Origin of the sequence: Actinotalea caeni (assembly GCF_009733795.1) — a bacterium.
Taxonomy (GTDB): Bacteria; Actinomycetota; Actinomycetes; order Actinomycetales; family Beutenbergiaceae; genus Pseudactinotalea; species Pseudactinotalea caeni.
On record NZ_WNXX01000002.1, the window covers coordinates 161,349 to 179,399 of the forward strand.

The 18,051-nt window shown below is 73.5% G+C and carries 14 protein-coding genes; 4 read left to right on the forward strand and 10 right to left on the reverse strand.

The features are described 5' to 3' along the window. Nucleotide 1: 1 nt before the first annotated feature. From GPA02_RS02630 to GPA02_RS02660, 7 genes are all read right to left on the reverse strand, one after another. The gene (locus tag GPA02_RS02630) at nucleotides 2-502 is read right to left on the reverse strand and encodes a GNAT family N-acetyltransferase (protein WP_156198295.1); all 501 of its coding nucleotides are present in this window, start codon (nucleotides 500-502) and stop codon (nucleotides 2-4) included. Nucleotides 503-729: 227 nt separating this feature from the next. Beyond that, on the reverse strand, nucleotides 730-1,509 hold the full coding sequence (locus tag GPA02_RS02635) for an ABC transporter permease (RefSeq protein WP_156198296.1): 780 nt from the start codon (nucleotides 1,507-1,509) through the stop codon (nucleotides 730-732). Further along, nucleotides 1,506-2,507, reverse strand: coding sequence for an ATP-binding cassette domain-containing protein (locus tag GPA02_RS02640; protein ID WP_156198297.1), 1,002 nt, complete (start codon nucleotides 2,505-2,507; stop codon nucleotides 1,506-1,508). The genes GPA02_RS02635 and GPA02_RS02640 overlap by 4 nt, the downstream gene beginning before the upstream one ends. Nucleotides 2,508-2,678: 171 nt before the next feature. After that, on the reverse strand, nucleotides 2,679-3,374 hold the full coding sequence (locus GPA02_RS02645; protein WP_156198298.1) for a PadR family transcriptional regulator: 696 nt from the start codon (nucleotides 3,372-3,374) through the stop codon (nucleotides 2,679-2,681). Between the two features lie 420 nt (nucleotides 3,375-3,794). Next, nucleotides 3,795-4,991: an acetate/propionate family kinase gene (locus GPA02_RS02650; protein WP_156198299.1), complete on the reverse strand. Its 1,197-nt coding sequence runs from the start codon at nucleotides 4,989-4,991 to the stop codon at nucleotides 3,795-3,797. Next, nucleotides 4,988-7,066: a phosphate acetyltransferase gene (gene pta / locus GPA02_RS02655; RefSeq protein ID WP_156198300.1), complete on the reverse strand. Its 2,079-nt coding sequence runs from the start codon at nucleotides 7,064-7,066 to the stop codon at nucleotides 4,988-4,990. The genes GPA02_RS02650 and pta overlap by 4 nt, the downstream gene beginning before the upstream one ends. A gap of 219 nt (nucleotides 7,067-7,285) precedes the next feature. Further along, nucleotides 7,286-9,760, reverse strand: a complete 2,475-nt coding sequence (locus GPA02_RS02660; protein WP_156198301.1) for a phosphoketolase family protein — start codon at nucleotides 9,758-9,760, stop codon at nucleotides 7,286-7,288. A 146-nt stretch (nucleotides 9,761-9,906) separates the two neighbouring features. On the opposite strand from GPA02_RS02660, the gene GPA02_RS02665 reads away from it, so the two are divergent. Further along, nucleotides 9,907-10,713: an SURF1 family protein gene (locus tag GPA02_RS02665; RefSeq protein WP_156198302.1), complete on the forward strand. Its 807-nt coding sequence runs from the start codon at nucleotides 9,907-9,909 to the stop codon at nucleotides 10,711-10,713. Nucleotides 10,714-10,839: 126 nt separating this feature from the next. Then, complete coding sequence (locus tag GPA02_RS02670; protein WP_156198303.1) at nucleotides 10,840-11,262, forward strand: GNAT family acetyltransferase; 423 nt, start codon at nucleotides 10,840-10,842, stop codon at nucleotides 11,260-11,262. Between the two features lie 39 nt (nucleotides 11,263-11,301). Here GPA02_RS02670 and GPA02_RS02675 read toward each other — a convergent pair whose 3' ends face one another. From GPA02_RS02675 to GPA02_RS02685, 3 genes are all read right to left on the reverse strand, one after another. Next, on the reverse strand, nucleotides 11,302-13,035 hold the full coding sequence (locus GPA02_RS02675) for an ABC transporter ATP-binding protein (RefSeq protein ID WP_156198304.1): 1,734 nt from the start codon (nucleotides 13,033-13,035) through the stop codon (nucleotides 11,302-11,304). Beyond that, entirely contained in the window at nucleotides 13,032-14,807 is a 1,776-nt protein-coding gene (locus tag GPA02_RS02680; protein ID WP_156198305.1) for an ABC transporter ATP-binding protein, read from the reverse strand. Before GPA02_RS02680 ends, GPA02_RS02675 begins: the two co-directional genes overlap by 4 nt. Nucleotides 14,808-14,881: 74 nt before the next feature. Beyond that, entirely contained in the window at nucleotides 14,882-15,877 is a 996-nt protein-coding gene (locus tag GPA02_RS02685) for a DNA topoisomerase IB (protein ID WP_156198306.1), read from the reverse strand. Nucleotides 15,878-15,935: 58 nt separating this feature from the next. On the opposite strand from GPA02_RS02685, the gene GPA02_RS02690 reads away from it, so the two are divergent. Then, entirely contained in the window at nucleotides 15,936-16,355 is a 420-nt protein-coding gene (locus GPA02_RS02690) for a DUF3817 domain-containing protein (RefSeq protein ID WP_240133833.1), read from the forward strand. A 68-nt stretch (nucleotides 16,356-16,423) separates the two neighbouring features. After that, on the forward strand, nucleotides 16,424-18,007 hold the full coding sequence (gene guaA, locus GPA02_RS02695; RefSeq protein WP_156198307.1) for a glutamine-hydrolyzing GMP synthase: 1,584 nt from the start codon (nucleotides 16,424-16,426) through the stop codon (nucleotides 18,005-18,007). Nucleotides 18,008-18,051: the final 44 nt, after the last annotated feature.

Below are 18,051 nucleotides of genomic sequence, written 5' to 3' on the forward strand. Positions count from 1 at the left end.
GTCAGCCGAGCCGCAGGATGATGTCGTCGAGCATCCTCGCGCGCATCGCGTCGTAGCCGGTGTCCTGCCCCACGAGCTTGAACCCGTTGCGCTTGAGCACGACCAGCGAGGCCTCGTTGCTGCGGTGCTGACGGGCGAAGATCGGCCGCTCGGTCACGACCTCGGACAGGAACCGGCGCAGCGCGTTGGTGCCGATGCCGCGGCCCCAGTACTCGCGGTCGATCCAGTAGCGCACGTAGGGGCGGCCCTCGTCCTCGTACTTCTCGATGTGCCCCAGCACGCCGTGCTCGGGGTCGTCGGCGAGGGCGATCGTGCGCGTGACGGCGGTGGGGGAGCGGCGCAGCCTCGCCCAGTAGGCGTCGAACGCCTGCGGGTCGCTGCCGTCCTCCACCGACGACGACGCCATCGCCTGCGCCCGCGGGTCCTGCAGGTAGGAGTAGAACGCGTGGAGGTCGGCGTCCTCGACCTCCCGGAGCACGAAGTCCACGGCGGCGTCGCTCATCACACCTCACCCTGTGTCGGGGACGACCGGTCGTGTGCATCGTAGGCCGGGACCGGCCGGGCCGGGCCGGGAACCGGCTCGCCGCGGCCCGCGGCGGTGCCGCGGCCCACCCCCGTGACGCTGCGTGGCGACGGCCCCGGGCTCGGGCCGTCGCCACGCGTTCGCCCAGGTCACGGCGCCGCCCGACGGCGTCGGGCACCGGGTGCGCGACGCCGTCCGGGCGCGTCTCAGACCGACTTCTGCCGTGCGCGGAACGCCCGCGTGGCGACCCACGCCATGACGACGGTGGCGGCCGCCAGCAGCGCCGCGGGACCCCAGATCTCCGACGCCGGGGCGGACCCGTCGAGCGCGGCGCGGCCCAGCCGGACCGCCCAGTCGAACGGGTTGTACCGGGCGACCTCCGCCACCCAGGCCGGCGACAGCCGCGGGTCCATGATCGCCGAGCTGAGGAACATTAGCGGCAGCGTGATCATCTGCGACAGCCCGATGAGCGCCTCCTGCTGCCCGGTGAGCAGCGCGAACGCGTTCGACAGCGCCGAGAAGATCGCCGTCAGCAGGACCACCCCGAGCAGGAGCAGCCCCACGCCGCCCAGGCCGCCGTCGAACCGCGCGCCGCACAGCCAGGCGACGCCGAGCACGACGAGCGCCTGCGCCAGCGCGATCACCGCCTGGCAGGCCATCGAGGCCACCATGAGGGCGCCGCGGGACGTCGGCGACGCCAGGAAGCGGTCCATGACGCCGCGCTCCATGTCCTGCACGAACGTGGTGCCCGCCCACGCGGCCCCGAACATCGCCGTCATCATGACGATGCCCGGCGTGATGAACTCCAGGTAGGTGCCGTCCGAGCCGAAGCCCGGGATCTCGACGACGGAGCGGAACAACGCCCCGAACAGCAGCAGCCACAGCATCGGCTGCACCAGGTTCATCACCATGAACACCGGCACCCGCGAGACCGAGCGCAGGGCGCGCGCGGTCAGCAGGGCGGTGTGCTGGGTCGCGGTCCTCATGCCGCCACCTCCTCGGTCTCCGCGGCCGCGCCCGCCTCGAAGGCGCGCCCGGTGATGCTCAGGTAGACGTCGTCGAGGCTCGGTCGGGCGAGCGTCGCGCTCGCGACCCCGACGTCGGCGGCGTCGAGCGCCGCCAGCAGCGCGGGCAGCACGACCGCCGAGGAGGCGGAGGTGCGAGCCCGCACGGTGCGGCCGTCGGTCGTCACCTCGCGCAGCCCCGTGACGCGCGAGGCGACCTCGCCGGCACGGGCCGTGGCGCCGTCGTCGGCGACCTCCACCACGACGGTGTCGCCGCGCAGGGCGTCCTTGAGGTCCGACGGCGCGCCACCGGCGACCACGCGCCCGTGGTCGACGATCACCAGGTGCGCCGCGAGCCGGTCGGCCTCCTCGAGGTAGTGCGTGGTCAGCACGACGGTCATCCGCTCCTCGTGCGTCATCCGCTCGATCTCCGCCCACATCTCGGCCCGCGCGTGCGGGTCGAGACCGGTGGTCGGCTCGTCGAGGAACAGCACCTCGGGCCGGTGCGCCAGCCCGACGGCGACGTCCAGCTTGCGCGCCATGCCGCCCGAGTAGGTCCGCACGAGGCGGTCGGCGGCGGCGCCGAGGTCGAACCGCTCCAGCAGCTCGTCGGCGCGGGCACGGGCCGCGCGCGCACCCAGGCCCTGCAGCCGGCCCGCGAGCACGAGGTTCTCGCGCCCGGTGTCCATCGGGTCGGTCACCGGCCGCTGCGCGACGTAGCCGATGCGGCGCCGGACCTCGGCGGGCCGGGCGACGACGTCCACGCCCGCGACCCGCGCGGAGCCGGCGTCGGGACGGGTGAGGGTGGTGAGGATCTTCAGCGTCGTCGACTTGCCGGCGCCGTTCGGGCCGAGCAGCCCGAGGACGGCGCCGGACGGGGCGTCGAACGACACGCCGTCGAGCGCGCGGACCGGCGGGCGGCCGCGCACGGCGTAGGTCTTCACGAGGTCCTGGACCTCGATCGCAGATGGTGCGGTCATGGGTTCCTCCGATAGGTCGGAGTCGCCCCGAGGTGCCCACGGGCGGCGCGTAGCATGGCGCTGCCCGGACTGTTGGCTGACAGGGTTCCTCAGGGAACGACTCGGGTTCAGGCGGCCCGGATGTTGGCGCATCCGGGCCGTCGCTCGTGCCAGGGGCACAGGGTCACGCGGTCACGTCGGTGCGCCACCTCCTCCCTCGACGGTGCCGCCGCGGAACGGCGCGGGAAGCGCCTCGCGCACGGCCGCCTCGATCTCCTCGGGGTCGGCGCCGGCCAGCCGGCGGCGGTGCATCTCCTGCCACATCGCCTGGCCGCCGACCTCGTCGCGCTCGAGCCGCTCGACGAGCGTGCGCACCCAGGCGAGCTCGGCGGCCAGCATCGCGACGCGGTAGTCGGACTCGACCGAGAAGACCTCCGGCAGGCCGAGGTCGGTCACCTGCGCGAGCTCGCCGCGCCGCCGCTCCACCTCGGCCTCGAGAGCCGAGATGCGGGCGCGCAGCAGGTCGGTGACCTCCTCGGGGGAGAGCATGCCGATGAGCGACAGGCCGGCCTCGATGTCGGGGTACTCCTTGGTGGGCACCGCGAGGATCTCGCGCAGCCACCGCTCCGCCTCGGCACGGCCGGCATCGGTGATCTCGTAGACCTGGCGCTCGGGGCGGTTGCCCTCGCGCTCGGCGCGCGCCTCGGCGATCAGGCCGTTCTTCTCGAGCGACTTGATGATCGAGTACAGCGACCCGAAGTTGAGCCGGATCGAGTCCTCCTTGCCGCGCTCGCGCAGCGTGGTGGTGATCTCGTACGGGTACATCGGCCGCTCGTACAGGCACGACAGCACGGCCAGCGCCAGCGGGTTGGTCGGGCGTCGTGCCACGTCTCCTCCTGTGCTCGATCTCGATTACTTGATCCAGAGTACTCGGAACGGAGTGCTTGTCAAGAGGCGATCGGCTGTCCTGTCCAGCCCTCTGCGGGCACGACCCTCCTGCGCCGAGTTCGTGCCCTCGTGCCGAGTTCGTGCCGTGCCCGGCACCAACTCGGGAGGACGGCACGAACTCGGGAGGACGGCACGAGCTGGGCAGGGGTGCTCGTGCACGGCGGCGAGCCGCAGCCCTGCGCGCAACGCCCGCCACCGCCCCGCGGTCGACCGTTCCGCCGGGCAGGAACCCTCCTGCGCCGACGTCGTGCGTTCGTGCCGAGGTCGTGCCGTGCCCGGCACGAAGTCGGGAGGACGGCACGAAGTCGGAAGGGTGCGGTGGACCGCACGGGCCCGGCGGCCCGGCGGCCCGCGGGGCTCTCAGCCGCCGATGACCTCGATCGACTGGCGGGCGATCTCGAGCTCCTCGTTCGTGGGGACGACGAGGACGCGCACCCGGCTGCCCGGCGTCGCGATGTCGCGCGCCTCACGGGAGCGAGCCTCGTTGGCGGCGTCGTCGAGCTCGATCCCGAGCACGTCCAGACCGGCGAGCGCGCCGGCGCGGACCTCGGGCGAGTTCTCGCCGATGCCGGCGGTGAACACGATCGCGTCGACGCGGCCGAGCGCGGCCGTGTAGGCGCCGACGTACTTGCGCAGCCGGTAGCAGTAGATCTCGAGCGCGAGCGAGGCGGCCTCGTCACCGGCCTGCGCGGCCTCGACGAGGTCGCGCATGTCCTGCCGCCCGGACAGACCGAGCACGCCGGACCGCTTGTTGAGCAGGTCGTCGATCTCGTCGGTGCTCATGCCCGCGGTGCGGGACAGGTGGAACACGACCGCCGGGTCGATGTCGCCGCTGCGGGTGCCCATGACCAGGCCCTCCAGCGGCGTCAGGCCCATCGAGGTGTCGACCGAGATGCCGCCCCGCACCGCGCACGCCGACGCCCCGTTGCCCAGGTGCATGACGATGACGTTGACGTCCTCGGGCGCCTTCCCGAGCATGCGCGCCGCCTCGCGCGAGACGTAGGCGTGGGAGGTGCCGTGGAAGCCGTAGCGGCGGATGCGGTGCTGCTCGGCCACCTCCCGGTCGATCGCGTAGGTGTGCGCCACCTCGGGCATCGTCAGGTGGAACGCGGTGTCGAACACCGCGACGTGCGGCAGGTCGGGGAACTGCTCGCGCGCCACCCGGATGCCGGCCGCGTTCGCAGGGTTGTGCAGGGGTGCGAGGTCGGAGAGCTCCTCGATGATCGCGAGCGCATCGTCGTCGATCTCGACCGAGTGCCCGAACCGCGCCCCGCCCTGCACCACGCGGTGCCCGACGGCGACCAGCCCGACGGCGTCGAGGTCCGGCCCGTGCTCGGCGAACGCCGCGGTCATGGCGGCCATCGCGGCGCCGTGGTCGGGGACGTCGACGTCGCTGCGGTGCGCCTCGCCGTCGACCGTGTGCGTGATCCGGCCGCCGCCCGCGCCGCCGATGCGCTCGACGAGCCCGACGGCGAGCGCGGTTCCGTCGGCGGCGTCGATCACCTGGTACTTGAGCGAGGAGGAGCCGGAGTTGACGACCAGCACGCGCCCGCTCACGCCGACGCCTCCTGCCCCGCGACGGCCTGCGCCTGGATCGCGGTGATCGCGACCGTGTTGACGATGTCCTGCACGAGCGCTCCCCGGGAGAGGTCGTTGACGGGTCGGCGCAGGCCCTGCAGCACCGGGCCGACGGCGACCGCCCCCGCCGAGCGCTGCACCGCCTTGTAGGTGTTGTTGCCGGTGTTGAGGTCGGGGAAGACCAGCACGGTCGCGCGGCCGGCGACCTCCGAGTCCGGCATCTTGGTCGCCGCGACCGAGGCGTCGACGGCGGCGTCGTACTGGATCGGGCCCTCGACGACGAGCTCGGGTGCGCGCTCGCGCACGAGCTCGGTCGCGGTGCGGACCTTGTCGACGTCGGCGCCCGAGCCGGACTCGCCCGTCGAGTACGACAGCATCGCGACCCGCGGCGAGACCCCGAACTGCGCGGCGGTGGCGGCCGAGGAGATCGCGATGTCGGCGAGCTGCTCCGCCGTCGGGTCGGGGTTGACCGCGCAGTCGCCGTAGACGAGCACCCGGTCCTCGAGGCACATGAAGAACACCGAGGACACGATCGAGACGCCCTCGACGGTCTTGATGATCTCGAAGGCCGGCTTGATCGTGTGCGCGGTCGTGTGCTGGGCGCCGGAGACCATGCCGTCGGCGAGCCCCAGGTGCACCATGAGGGTGCCGAAGTAGGAGACGTCGACGACGATCTCGCGCGCCCGGTCCACCGTCATGCCCTTGTGCGCGCGGAGCTCGGCGTAGGTGGTCGCGAAGCGGTCGCGCAGCTCGGGGTCGGTGGGGGAGACGACGCTCGCGCCGGACAGGTCGAGGCCCAGCTCGCTGCCGCGCGCCCGGATCGCCGCCTCGTCGCCGAGGATCGTGAGGTCGGCGACGTCGCGGGCGAGCAGCGTGCTGGCCGCTCGGAGGATGCGGTCGTCGCCGCCCTCGGGCAGCACGACGTGCTTGCGGTCGGCGCGCGCCCGCTCGATGAGGTCGTACTCGAACATCAGCGGCGTGACGACCTCCGAGCGCGGCAGGTCGACCGCCTTGAGCAGGGCCGCGCCGTCGACGTGGGTGGTGAAGGTGGCGCGCGCGGTGTCGAGCTTGCGCTGCGAGCCGGTCGAGAGCAGCCCGCGGGTCTCGGCGACCCGGCGCGTGGTCTCGAAGGTGCCGAGCGTCGTCGCGACCATCGGCAGCCGCTGCGGCAGCCCCGCGACGAGCCGGGACACCTGCTCCGAGGGCAGGAAGCCGCCGTTGAGGATCATCCCTGCGAGTGAGGGGAAGTTGTCCGAGGCGTGCGCCGCGACCATCGCGAGCACGACCTCGGAGCGGTCGCCCGGCACGATGACGACACCGCCGTCGACCAGCCGGTCGAGGATGTGGTCCATCGTCATGCCGCCGACGATCAGCGCCTCGGCCTCGCGGTCGAGCAGCTCCTCGTCGCCGGCCACGAGGCGGCCCTCGACGGCGGCCATGAGGTCGGCGACCGTCGGGGCCGACAGCAGCGGCACGTCGGGCATCACCCACGTGGGGACCGGCTCGTCGGCGAGCGCCGTGCGGACCTGGTCGATCTTCTCGGGGTCCGCCCGGTTGGCGACGACGGCGACGACCTCGGTGTGGCCGGCGGCGAGCTCGGCCTTGGCGACGTCGACCATCTGCCGCACGTCGTCGGCGTCGCGGTGCAGGGCCGAGACCACCAGCACGACGGCGGAGCCCAGGTTGGCCGCGATCCGCGCGTTGTAAGCGAGCTCGGTGGGCCCGGCGACGTCGGTGTAGTCCGACCCGACGATCACCACGACGTCGCACAGCCCCTCCATCTGCCGGTAGCGGCGGATGATCTCGGCCAGCGCGGCGTCCGGGTCGGCGTGCACGTCGTCGTAGGTGACGCCGATGCACTGCTCGTAGTCGAGGTCGACGCCGTCGTGGCGCAGCAGCAGCTCGAGGACCGAGTCCGGCCCCTCGTCCGCCCGGGCGATCGGGCGGAACACGCCCACCCGCACCTGCGCCGAGAACAGCTCGAGCAGCCCGAGCGCGATCGACGACTTGCCGGTGTGTCCCTCGGGGGAGGTGACGTAGACGCTGCGTGCCATGGCGCGGCTCCTGCTGGTCGGGGGCTGGGCGGGATGCGCTCCCGCGTGCGATTCTGCCCTCTCCACGCACGGCCGGGCGCCCGGCGGGGCGGCTCCAGCCCGGCCGCCCGGCGTCGCGGCGCCGTCACCGCTCGGGGTCGGATCGGCGGCAAGGGACCAACGGCCCGGCAGCGACGTGACCGTCGTCTCGCCCGGCCGCCGACCGGTCCTCGATCCCGCCTACTCGTTGTCCCCGCCGGTGTCGGTGGTGCCCTGCACGCCCGCGGTGTCGACCTGGTCGCCGGCGTCGGGCCACACCCAGTCACGGACCTCGGGGATGTCCTCGCCGTGCTCGCGCGTCCAGCGGCGAGCGGCGAGGCGGGCGTCGGCCATCTGCTGCCGCAGCCCGGCGGCGCGTGCCCCGAGCGAGGGCACCCGGTCGATGACGTCCATGACCAGGTGGTAGCGGTCGAGGTCGTTGAGCATCACCATGTCGAACGGTGTCGTGGTGGTGCCCTCCTCCTTGTACCCGCGCACGTGCAGGTTCGCGTGACCGTGCCGGCGATAGGTGAGCCGGTGGATGAGCCACGGGTAGCCGTGGAACGCGAAGATGATCGGCGAGCCGGTCGTGAAGATCGTGTCGAAGTCGCGGTCGGACAGGCCGTGCGGGTGCTCGCCCTCGTTCTGCAGCCGCATGAGGTCGACGACGTTGACCACCCGCACCTTGAGGTCGGGCAGGTGCCGCCGCAGCAGGTCGGCCGCCGCCAGCGTCTCCAGCGTCGGGATGTCGCCCGCGCACGCGAGCACGACGTCGGGCTCCTCGCCCTCGACCTCGCTGCCGGCCCACTCCCAGATGCCGAGGCCGCGGGTGCAGTGGGCGATGGCGGCGTCGATGTCGAGGAACTGCGGTCCGGGCTGCTTCCCCGCGACGACGACGTTGACGTAGTTGCGGCTGCGCAGGCAGTGGTCGTAGGTCGACAGCAGCGTGTTGGCGTCCGGCGGCAGGTACACCCGCACGACCTCGGGCTTCTTGTTGAGCACGTGGTCGAGGAAGCCGGGGTCCTGGTGGCTGAAGCCGTTGTGGTCCTGCCGCCACACGTGCGAGGACAGCAGGTAGTTGAGGCTCGCGATCGGGCGCCGCCACGGGATCTCGCGCGTGACGTCCAGCCACTTGGCGTGCTGGTTGAACATCGAGTCGATGATGTGGATGAACGCCTCGTAGCAGTTGAACAGGCCGTGCCGCCCGGTGAGCAGGTAGCCCTCCAGCCAGCCCTGGCACTGGTGCTCGCTGAGCACCTCGACCACGCGCCCCTCGGGAGCCAGGTGGTCGTCGTCGTCCTCGGGGAGGATCTGCGCGTTCCACTGCTTGGAGGTCGCCTCGTACACGGCCTGCAAGCGGTTCGACGCCGTCTCGTCGGGCCCGAAGATGCGGAAGTTGTCCGGGTTGCGGCGGATCACCTCCGCCAGCCAGGTCCCGAGCACCTTGGTCGACTCGGCGATCGCGCCCGCGGGCGTGGGGACGTCGACGGCGAACTCGCGGAAGTCCGGCATCCGCAGGTCGCGCAGCAGCAGCCCGCCGTTGGCGTGCGGGTTCGCGCTCATGCGCAGGTCGCCGCGCGGCGCGAGCGCAGCGAGGTCGGGGCGCAGCGCACCGCCGTCGTCGAAGAGCTCCTCGGGGCGGTAGGAGCGCAGCCAGTCCGCGAGCACCTGCAGGTGCTCGGGGGTGTCGCGGGCGTTGGCGAGCGGCACCTGGTGGGAGCGCCACGAGCCCTCGGTGCGGTGGCCGTCGATCTCGTCGGGGCACGTCCACCCCTTGGGGGTGCGGAAGACGATCATCGGCCACAGCGGGCGCTCGCTGCCGCCGTCGGCCGCGGCGGCCTTGATCCGGGCGATGTGGTCGAGCACGTCGTCGAGCAGCTGCGCGAACCGGCGGTGGATGTCGCGCACGGGCTCGTCGTCGAACCCCGCGGTGAACAGGTACGGCGTGTGCCCGTACCCGCGCATGAGCTCGGCCAGCTCCTCCTCGGGGATCCGCGCGAGCAGCGTGGGGTTGGCGATCTTGTACCCGTTGAGGTGCAGGATCGGCAGCACGACGCCGTCGGTCGCGGGGTTGAGCAGCTTGTTGCCGTGCCAGCCGGTGGCGAGCGGGCCGGTCTCGGCCTCGCCGTCGCCGACGACGCACGCGACCAGCAGGTCCGGGTTGTCGAACGCGGCGCCGTAGGCGTGCGACAGCGAGTAGCCGAGCTCGCCGCCCTCGTGGATCGACCCGGGCGTCTCCGGCGCGACGTGGCTGGGGATGCCGCCGGGGAAGGAGAACTGCCGGAACAGCTTCCGCATGCCCTCCTCGTCGCCGGTGATGTCGGGGTAGGTCTCGGTGTAGGTGCCCTCGAGGTAGGCGCTCGCGACCAGCCCGGGGCCGCCGTGGCCGGGTCCGGTGATGTAGATCGTGCTGGTCTCGCGCTCGGCGATCGCGCGGTTGAGGTGGGCGTAGAGGAAGGTCAGCCCGGGCGTGGTGCCCCAGTGGCCGAGCAGCCGCGGCTTGATGTCGTCGCGCGTGAGCTCGCGCCGCAGCAGCGGGTTGTCCAGCAGGTAGATCTGGCCGACCGACAGGTAGTTGGCGGCGCGCCACCACGCGTCGATGCGGTCGAGGGTCTCGTCGTCGAGGTCGCGCGCGGGTCGCGCGGGCCAGGCGGTGGTCTCCTGCGTAGTGGTCATGGACGCCTCCTCGTGTCGTCGTGCCCATCCAAGCCGACACGGGCCGATCTGTCCTCGCGACCTCGGTCCCGATCAGCGTGCGCCGGTCCGTCGCCGGCGCGGCCTCGTCGGTCGGGGCCGCCGTCGGCGGCACCTACCCTGGAGGGGTGCGTGACTGGCTCCGGGCGGCGACCACCCCTCGCATGCTCGGCATCTTCGCCCTGCTGCTGGTGGGGGCGGTCGTCTGCGTGCGGCTCGGGGCCTGGCAGATCGACCGCGCGGTCGGTGCCGCGGAGCGGCAGGCGGCCATCGAGCAGGCCGCGCGCGAGCAGGCGCCGCCGGTCCCGATGGCCGACGTCGTCGCGCCGCAGACGTCCTTCACGCAGGCGATGGTCGGCACCCGTGTCGAGGTGGTCGGGCACTGGGAGCCGGAGCTCGCCTTCTGGGTGCCCGACCGCGACCTCGCAGGCGAGACCGGGTACGTGCTGCTGACGGCGTTCCGCGAGGAGGCGACCGGTGCGCTGCTGCCGGTCGTGCGCGGCTGGGTGCCGGAGAGGTCGGAGGCGTACCTCGAGCTGCCGACGGGGACCGTGACCGTGCTGGGGTTCGTCGACGGCTCCGAGGCCACCGAGTCCGGCAGCCCCGACGGCGACGAGATCGAGGCCGTCAGCAGCGGCGCGCTCGTGAACCTGTGGGGCGGCCCGATCTACGCCGGCAACATCATCCTCGTCTCCGCCGACCCTGCGCTCGGAGCCCCCGGCACCGCGCCCGACGGCGTCGCCCCGATCGAGGCGCTGCCGCCGCCGGAGCTGCCGACCGGTGGGCTCAACCTCCGCAACCTGCTCTACGCCGTCGAGTGGTTCGTCTTCGGCGGCTTCGCGCTGTTCCTGTGGTGGCGCATGGTCCGCGACGAGGTCGTCGTGCAGCGTGCCGAGCGCGCCCCGACCCCGGCCGCACCGACGCCGGCCGCCTGAGCCGACCGCCCTTCTGGCCGAGCTCGCACCGTCCCGCCGACTTCGCACGGTGCGCGGTGCGAGCTCGGCGGGAAGGCGGGAACTCGGGGTCCCTGCGTGCGCGGTGGCGGGCGCTAGCCTGCGGCGGTGACGTGGCGCATCCGGCCCTTCGAGGCGACCGACCGCGACGCCGTCGTGCGGCTGTGGCAGCGCTGCGGGCTGACCCGGCCGTGGAACGACCCGGGGCGCGACATCGACCGCAAGCTCACGGTGCAGCGCGAGCTGTTCGTCGTGGGGGAGGTCGACGGCGTCGTCGTCGCCTCGGTGATGGCGGGCTTCGACGGTCACCGCGGCTGGCTGAACTACCTGGCCGTCGACCCCGACCACCGCGGCCGCGGCCACGGCCGTGCGCTGGTCGAGCACGTCGAGCGTGCCCTGGAGGCCCTCGGCTGCCCCAAGGTCAACCTGCAGGTCCGCACGGGCAACGCCGAGGCGCTCGCTTTCTACGCCGCGCTCGGCTACGGCACCGACGACGTCGTCAGCCTCGGCAAGGGCCTGGCCGCGGACTGAGCGCCTGCTCCTCGCCGAGGTGGGCGAGGGGAGCGGGCGCTACTCCTGCTGCCAGGAGTGCCAGAGGGCGGCGTAGGACCCCTCGGCGGCGACGAGGTCGTCGTGGGGGCCGATCTCGCTGATGCGGCCGTCGGCGACCACGGCGACGCGGTCGGCGTCGTGCGCGGTGTGCAGCCGGTGCGCGATCGCGACCACGGTGCGGCCCGACAGCACGGCGGACAGCGACCGCTCCAGGTGCCGCGCGGCCCGCGGGTCGAGCAGCGAGGTCGCCTCGTCGAGCACGAGCGTGTGCGGGTCGAGCAGCACGAGCCGCGCGAGCGCCACCTGCTGCGCCTGCGCAGGCGTGAGCGTGACGCCGCCCGAGCCGACCTCGGTCGCCAGCCCGTGCTCGAGCGCGGACACCCAGCCCCACGCGTCGACGGCGCGCAGCGCGTCGGCGAGCTCGGCGTCGGTCGCGTCGCTCTTGGCCAGCCGTAGGTTCTGCGCGATCGTGCCCACGAACACGTGGTGCTCCTGGGTGACCAGCGCGACCTGGCCCCGCAGCTCCTCCAGCTCGAGGTCGACGAGCGGCACGTCGCCGACCGTGACCCGGCCGCCGGTGGGCGGGTGGATGCCCGCGAGCATCCGCCCCAGCGTCGACTTGCCCGCGCCCGACGGCCCGACGATCGCGAGCCGCTCGCCCGGCCGCAGGTCGAGGTCGATGCCGTGCAGCACGTCGTGGCCCTCGCGGTAGGCGTAGCGCAGGTCGCGGGCGTGGATGTCGTCCGCGGTCGCCGTGGCACCGGTCGCCTCGCGGTCGGGCGCCACCAGCGACACCCCGAAGATCCGCGACAGCCGCGCCGTGCCCACCTGGATCTCGTCCAGCCAGAAGATCAGCTCGTCGACCGGCCCGATGACCTGGACGGCGTAGAGCACCACGGTGGTCACCGCGCCGACCGTCGCCTGCCCGCTGCCGGCGAGGTAGGCGCCCCACGCCAGCACCGCCACGATCGGGAGGATGAACGCGCCGTCCAGCCCGGGGAACAGCCACGACCGCAGCCACAGCGTGTAGCGCTCGGCCTCGAACGCCTCGCGGACGTCGGCGTCGATGCGCGCCCGGCGCCGGGCGCCGAGACCGAGCGCGTCGACCGTGCGCGCGCCCTCGACCGACTCGGTGAGCGAACCGTTGATCGTGGCGTAGGCGGCCGACTCCCGCAGGTAGCCCGGTGCCGCGCGCTCGAGGTACCAGCGGCACACCACGAGCAGCAGCGGTACCCCGACGAACATGCCGAGCGCCACGAGCCCGTTGGTGAGCACCGCGGCGAGCACCGTCAGCAGGATGCTCGCGACCGACACCAGCACGCGCGGCACGCCGAAGCGCACCGTGAAGTTGATGCGGTCGACGTCGTTGGTCGTGCGTGCCACGAGGTCGCCGGTGCCGGCGCGCTCGACGGTCGACAGCGGCAGCGAGGTGACGGTGTCGACGAGCTCCTCGCGCATCTCGGCGAAGACCTGCTCGCCGAGCACGATCGAGGCGCGCTGCGCGAACCGCACGAGCACGGTCTGCAGCAGCACCGCCACGGCGAGCGTGGCGGCGAGCGTGTTGAGCGCCGACGCCGTCGTGCCCCGTGAGACGTCGTCGATGATCCGACCGAGCAGCCAGGGCCCGGCGAGGCCCGCGACCGCGGCACCGGTGTGCAGCGCGACGACGCCGGCCAGCGCGCCGCGGTGGCGCACGAGCAGCTCGGCGGTGCGGGCGCGCAGCACCGCGCCGTCGGCGATAGGCAGCTTCATCGTGCCCCCTCCTCGGCCATGGCCTCGCGGGCCCCGTCGCCGTCGTCGGCCGCCGCGCGGCTGACCACGCGGCGGTAGCGCGACGCCCACTGCTCGCCCTCGGCGGCCCGGTCCAGCAGGTCGCGGTGCGTGCCGCGCGCGACGACCCTGCCGTCGACGACGAACGCGACGTCGTCGACCTGGTCGAGCACGAGCGGGCTCGCCGAGACGACCGCGGTCGTGCGGCCCGCGCGGGCCGCGCGCAGGTTGGCCGCGATCCGCGCCTCGGTGTGGGCGTCGACGGCGGAGGTCGGCTCGATCAGCAGCAGCACCTCGGCGTCGGTGAGCAGCGCGCGGGCGAGCGCGACGCGCTGCCGCTGCCCGCCGGAGAGCGAGCGGCCCTTCTCGGTGAGCTCGCCCTGCAGCCCGTCGGGCATCGAGTCGAGGACGTCCTGGGCGTCGGCGACGCGGATCGCCTCGAGCAGCTGCTCGGTGGTCGCGTGGCCGCGGACGTCGAGCTCGGCCGCGAGCGTGCCGGTGAACAGCGCGGGCGTGGACTCCGAGAGGACGATCCGCTCCCGGACCGCCGCGAGCGGGAAGGCCGTGAGCGGGACGCCGTCCCACGTGACCTCGGCGGCAGAGGCATCGAAGCGGGCCATCCGGGTGAGGATCGCGGCGCTGCCGTCGGGGTCCGGGCTGACGACGGCCACGAGCTGCCCGGGCCGCAGCTCCAGACCCGAGCGCTCGTCGCGCAGGGGCGCGCCGGGCGCGGGCGGGGTGTCGGTGCCGGTGTCGGCCACGTCGTGCCGGGTGCGCAGCACCCCGATGATCTTGCGGGCCGCGACGACCGCGCGGGTGCCGTTCTGCACCGCCTGCGTGGCGGCGCGCAGCGGCTGGGTGAGGAACGTCGCGTAGCCGTAGAAGGTGACGAGCTGACCGGTCGAGATCTCGCCCCGCAGCGCCAGCTGGGCGCCGAACCAGACGACCCCGGTGAGGAACAGGCCTGGCAGGAGCACCTGCAGCGCGTCGAGCGTCGACTGCGTGCGGGCGACGTCGACGCCGGCCTGCCGCACCCGCTGCGACTGCTCGGCGTAGCGCCGTGAGAACGCCTCCTCGCCGCCGATGCCGCGCAGGATCCGCAGCCCGGCGACCGTGTCGGTGCCGATCGTGGTCAGCCGGCCGGACTCCTCGCGCTGCCTGGCCTGCTTGGCCTGCAGCGGCTTGACCAGCAGCCCGAGGATCGCGGCGACGACGGGCAGCCCCACGAGCACGGCGACGCCGAGCGGCACCGAGCTGCCCATGAGCACGAACCCGACGACGACGTAGGTGACGACACCGCCGAGGAACCGCGCGGAGTGCGCGAACACCTCACCGAGCCGCAGCGCGTCCGACGCCACGGTCGCCACGACCTCGCCGGTCGGCAGCTCCTTGGTGATCGCCGACCCGGTCCGGGTGACGTGGTGCCCGACCATCTGGGAGGCGTTGAGCGAGGCGCGCAGCCAGTTCTGCACGTCGAAGCGGTGCCCGACCGAGCCAGCGACGACCGTGACCGCACCCACGCCGAGCAGCACGAGGCACCAGCGCAGCAGCGGCCAGGTCAGGCCGTGCTCGAGCCCGTCGTCGACGGCGCGGCCGAGCACGTAGGGCAGCGCGGCCTGACAGATCGCGCCCAGGATGCCGAAGACGACACCGGCCGCGAGCACGCCGGCCTGACGCCGCGCCTGCCAGGTGAGGAAGGCGAGCGGCGTCGTCAGCGGGGGAGTGCCCGGATCGGCCTCGGGGAGTGGGCGCACGACGAGCAACGGTAGGCCCGCGCGCACGCGCGAGACGACGTGTTATCGCTCGCCGCGGCCGGTGGTGACGAGCGTCACCCCGCCAGCATCTCCAGCACGGCCCGCTCGAGGGCGCGCCGGCGGCTCTCGGGGGTGCGGTGCCGCTTCCGGGCGGCCTCGCCGATCGTCGTGCCGTTGCTGTACAGGTCGATCACGCGCGGGTCGATGTAGGAGCTGCGCGCCACGGTCGGGGTGTTGCCCAGGTAGTCGGCGACCTGCTGGACGGCGGCGCGCACGGCCCGCTTGCGCGACGCCTCGGACGTGCCGGGCTCGTCGGTGAGCGCGAGCTCGGTCGCCGCCAGCACGGTCCCGTGCCACGTGCGGAAGTCCTTGGCGGTGAGGTCGCCGTCGAAGAGGTCGCGCAGGTAGCCGTTGACGTCGTCGGCGACGAGGTCCAGCCAGCGGCGACGCTGCTGGTAGGCCAGCAGCCGCTCCCCGCTGCGGCGCCGGCGCATCGCCCGCAGCGCCTCGGAGACCTCCGGGTCGGCGATCTCGATCGTGTGCTCGATGCCGGACTTGCCGGTGAAGGAGAACACCAGCACGCCGTTGCGCTGGCGCACGTGCCGGCGTTCCAGCGTCGTCAGGCCGAAGCTGCCCGCCTCGGCGTAGACGTCGTTGCCGATGCGGAAGGCACCGACGTCGAGCAGCCGTGCCGCGACCGCCGTCGAGCGCTCCAGCGGCATGCCCGAGAGCGCGAGGTCGGCCGTGATGCGCCGTCGCGCCTTCTCCATCCGCTCGGCGGCGGCGAGCACCCGGTCGAACTTCATCCGGTCCCGCTTGAGCCGCCACTGCGGGTGGTAGAGGTACTGCCGCCGCCCGGCGTCGTCGGTGCCGACCGCCTGCAGGTGGCCGTGGGGGAACGGGCAGATCCACACGTCGCGCCAGGCCGGCGGGATGACGAGCGCACGGATGCGCTCGACGTCCTCCGGCGGCAGCGGGCGACCGTCGGCGCCGAGGTAGGCGAACCCGCGGCCCTGACGGCGTCGGGTCCAGCCCGGCATGCTCGGCGAGACGGTGCGGAGGCGGACCATGACGCCATCATGAGGCCTCGTCGGCGAGCCAGGGGTCGGACCGGGGGACAATGGCGGCGTGAGCACCGCGCCCGGACCCGAGCAGACCACCCAGCCCGCCGCCCCGACCCTCGACGTGCCCCGCGCGCGGACGGCGTTCGGCCGCTACCGGGTGATGGCGTTCGTCACCGGGTCGTTCCTGCTGCTGCTGTGCGTGGAGATGCTGCTCAAGTACGTGCTGCAGGTGAACGGCGTCGACGCCTCGGGCGAGCCGCGCGGCGTCATCGGGTCGTGGATCGCGATCGTGCACGGCTGGATCTACGTGATCTACGCGGTCACGGTGTTCGACCTCTGGTCGCGCATGCGCTGGTCCTTCGGGCGCATCCTCGCGCTCATCGCGGGGGGCGTCGTGCCGGTGCTGTCGTTCGTCATGGAGCGGCGGGCGCACCGGTGGTTCGAGGACCGCGTCGCGCAGGTCGAGGCCGCGCGGGCCGGCTGAGCGGCCCGGACGAGGCGGGCGTCACGTCGCGCGGCCGCGGGTGAGGCCGGGACCTCTATCCTGACGGGGTGACGTCGCCCGCCGAGCTGCACCGCCCCGTCCTCGTCGTCGACTTCGGCGCCCAGTACGCCCAGCTGATCGCCCGCCGGGTGCGGGAGGCGAAGGTGTACTCCGAGATCGTCCCGCACTCGATGCCGGTCGCGGACATGCTCGCCAAGGAGCCGGCGGCGATCATCCTCTCGGGCGGGCCGTCGTCGGTCTACGCCGAGGGTGCGCCGCGCGTCGACCCCGCGCTGTTCGAGGCCGGGGTGCCGGTGCTGGGCATCTGCTACGGCTTCCAGGCGATGGCCGACGCGCTCGGCGGCACGGTCGCGCAGACCGGCACCCGCGAGTACGGCGGCACCGAGGTCGAGGTCGCCGCGGAGGGTGTGCTGCTCAAGGGCTCGCCGCCGGACCAGACGACCTGGATGTCCCACGGCGACGCGGTGCAGGCCGCGCCCGAGGGGTTCGAGGTGCTCGCAACCTCGCCCGGCTCGCCGGTGGCGGCGTTCGAGGACCGCAACCGACGGCTGTTCGGGATCCAGTGGCACCCCGAGGTCAAGCACTCCGCGCTGGGTCAGGACACGCTGACGAACTTCCTGTACGACGGCGCCGGGCTCACCCCGGACTGGACGCCCGGGAACGTCATCGCCGAGCAGGTCGAGGCGATCCGCGCCCAGGTGGGCGACGCCCGCGTCATCTGCGGCCTCTCCGGCGGCGTCGACTCCTCGGTGGCCGCCGCGCTGGTGCACCGCGCCGTCGGCGACCAGCTGACCTGCGTGTTCGTCGACCACGGGCTGCTGCGCGAGGGCGAGGCGGAGCAGGTCGAGGTCGACTTCGTGGCATCGACCGGCGTCACCCTCAAGGTCGTCGACGCGCGCGAGCGGTTCCTCAGCGCGCTCGCGGGCGTGACCGACCCCGAGACCAAGCGCAAGATCATCGGTCGCGAGTTCATCCGCGTCTTCGAGCAGGCCGCGCGCGAGGTCGTGGCCGAGGCGCACGAGGGCGCGGGCTCCGGCGAGGTGCGGTTCCTCGTGCAGGGCACTCTCTACCCCGACGTGGTGGAGTCCGGCGGCGGCGAGGGCGCGGCGAACATCAAGTCCCACCACAACGTCGGCGGCCTCCCGGACGACCTGCAGTTCGAGCTCGTCGAGCCGCTGCGCACGCTGTTCAAGGACGAGGTGCGGGCGGTCGGGCTCGAGCTCGGCGTGCCCGAGGCGATCGTGTGGCGGCAGCCGTTCCCCGGCCCAGGGCTGGGCATCCGGATCGTCGGCGAGGTGACGGCGGAGCGCCTGGAGACCCTGCGCGCCGCCGACGCGATCGCCCGCCACGAGCTCACGGCCGCCGGCCTGGACCGCGACATCTGGCAGTGCCCCGTGGTGCTGCTCGCGGACGTGCGCTCGGTCGGCGTGCAGGGCGACGGCCGCACCTACGGCCACCCGATCGTGCTGCGGCCGGTCTCCAGCGAGGACGCGATGACCGCCGACTGGACCCGGCTGCCGTACGAGGTGCTTGCCCGGATCTCGACCCGCATCACCAACGAGGTCCCCGACGTCAACCGCGTCGTCCTCGACGTGACGAGCAAGCCGCCGGGCACGATCGAGTGGGAGTGACGGCCACGCCGTCGGTCCCGGGGCGCTGACGTAGGCTTCGGGCC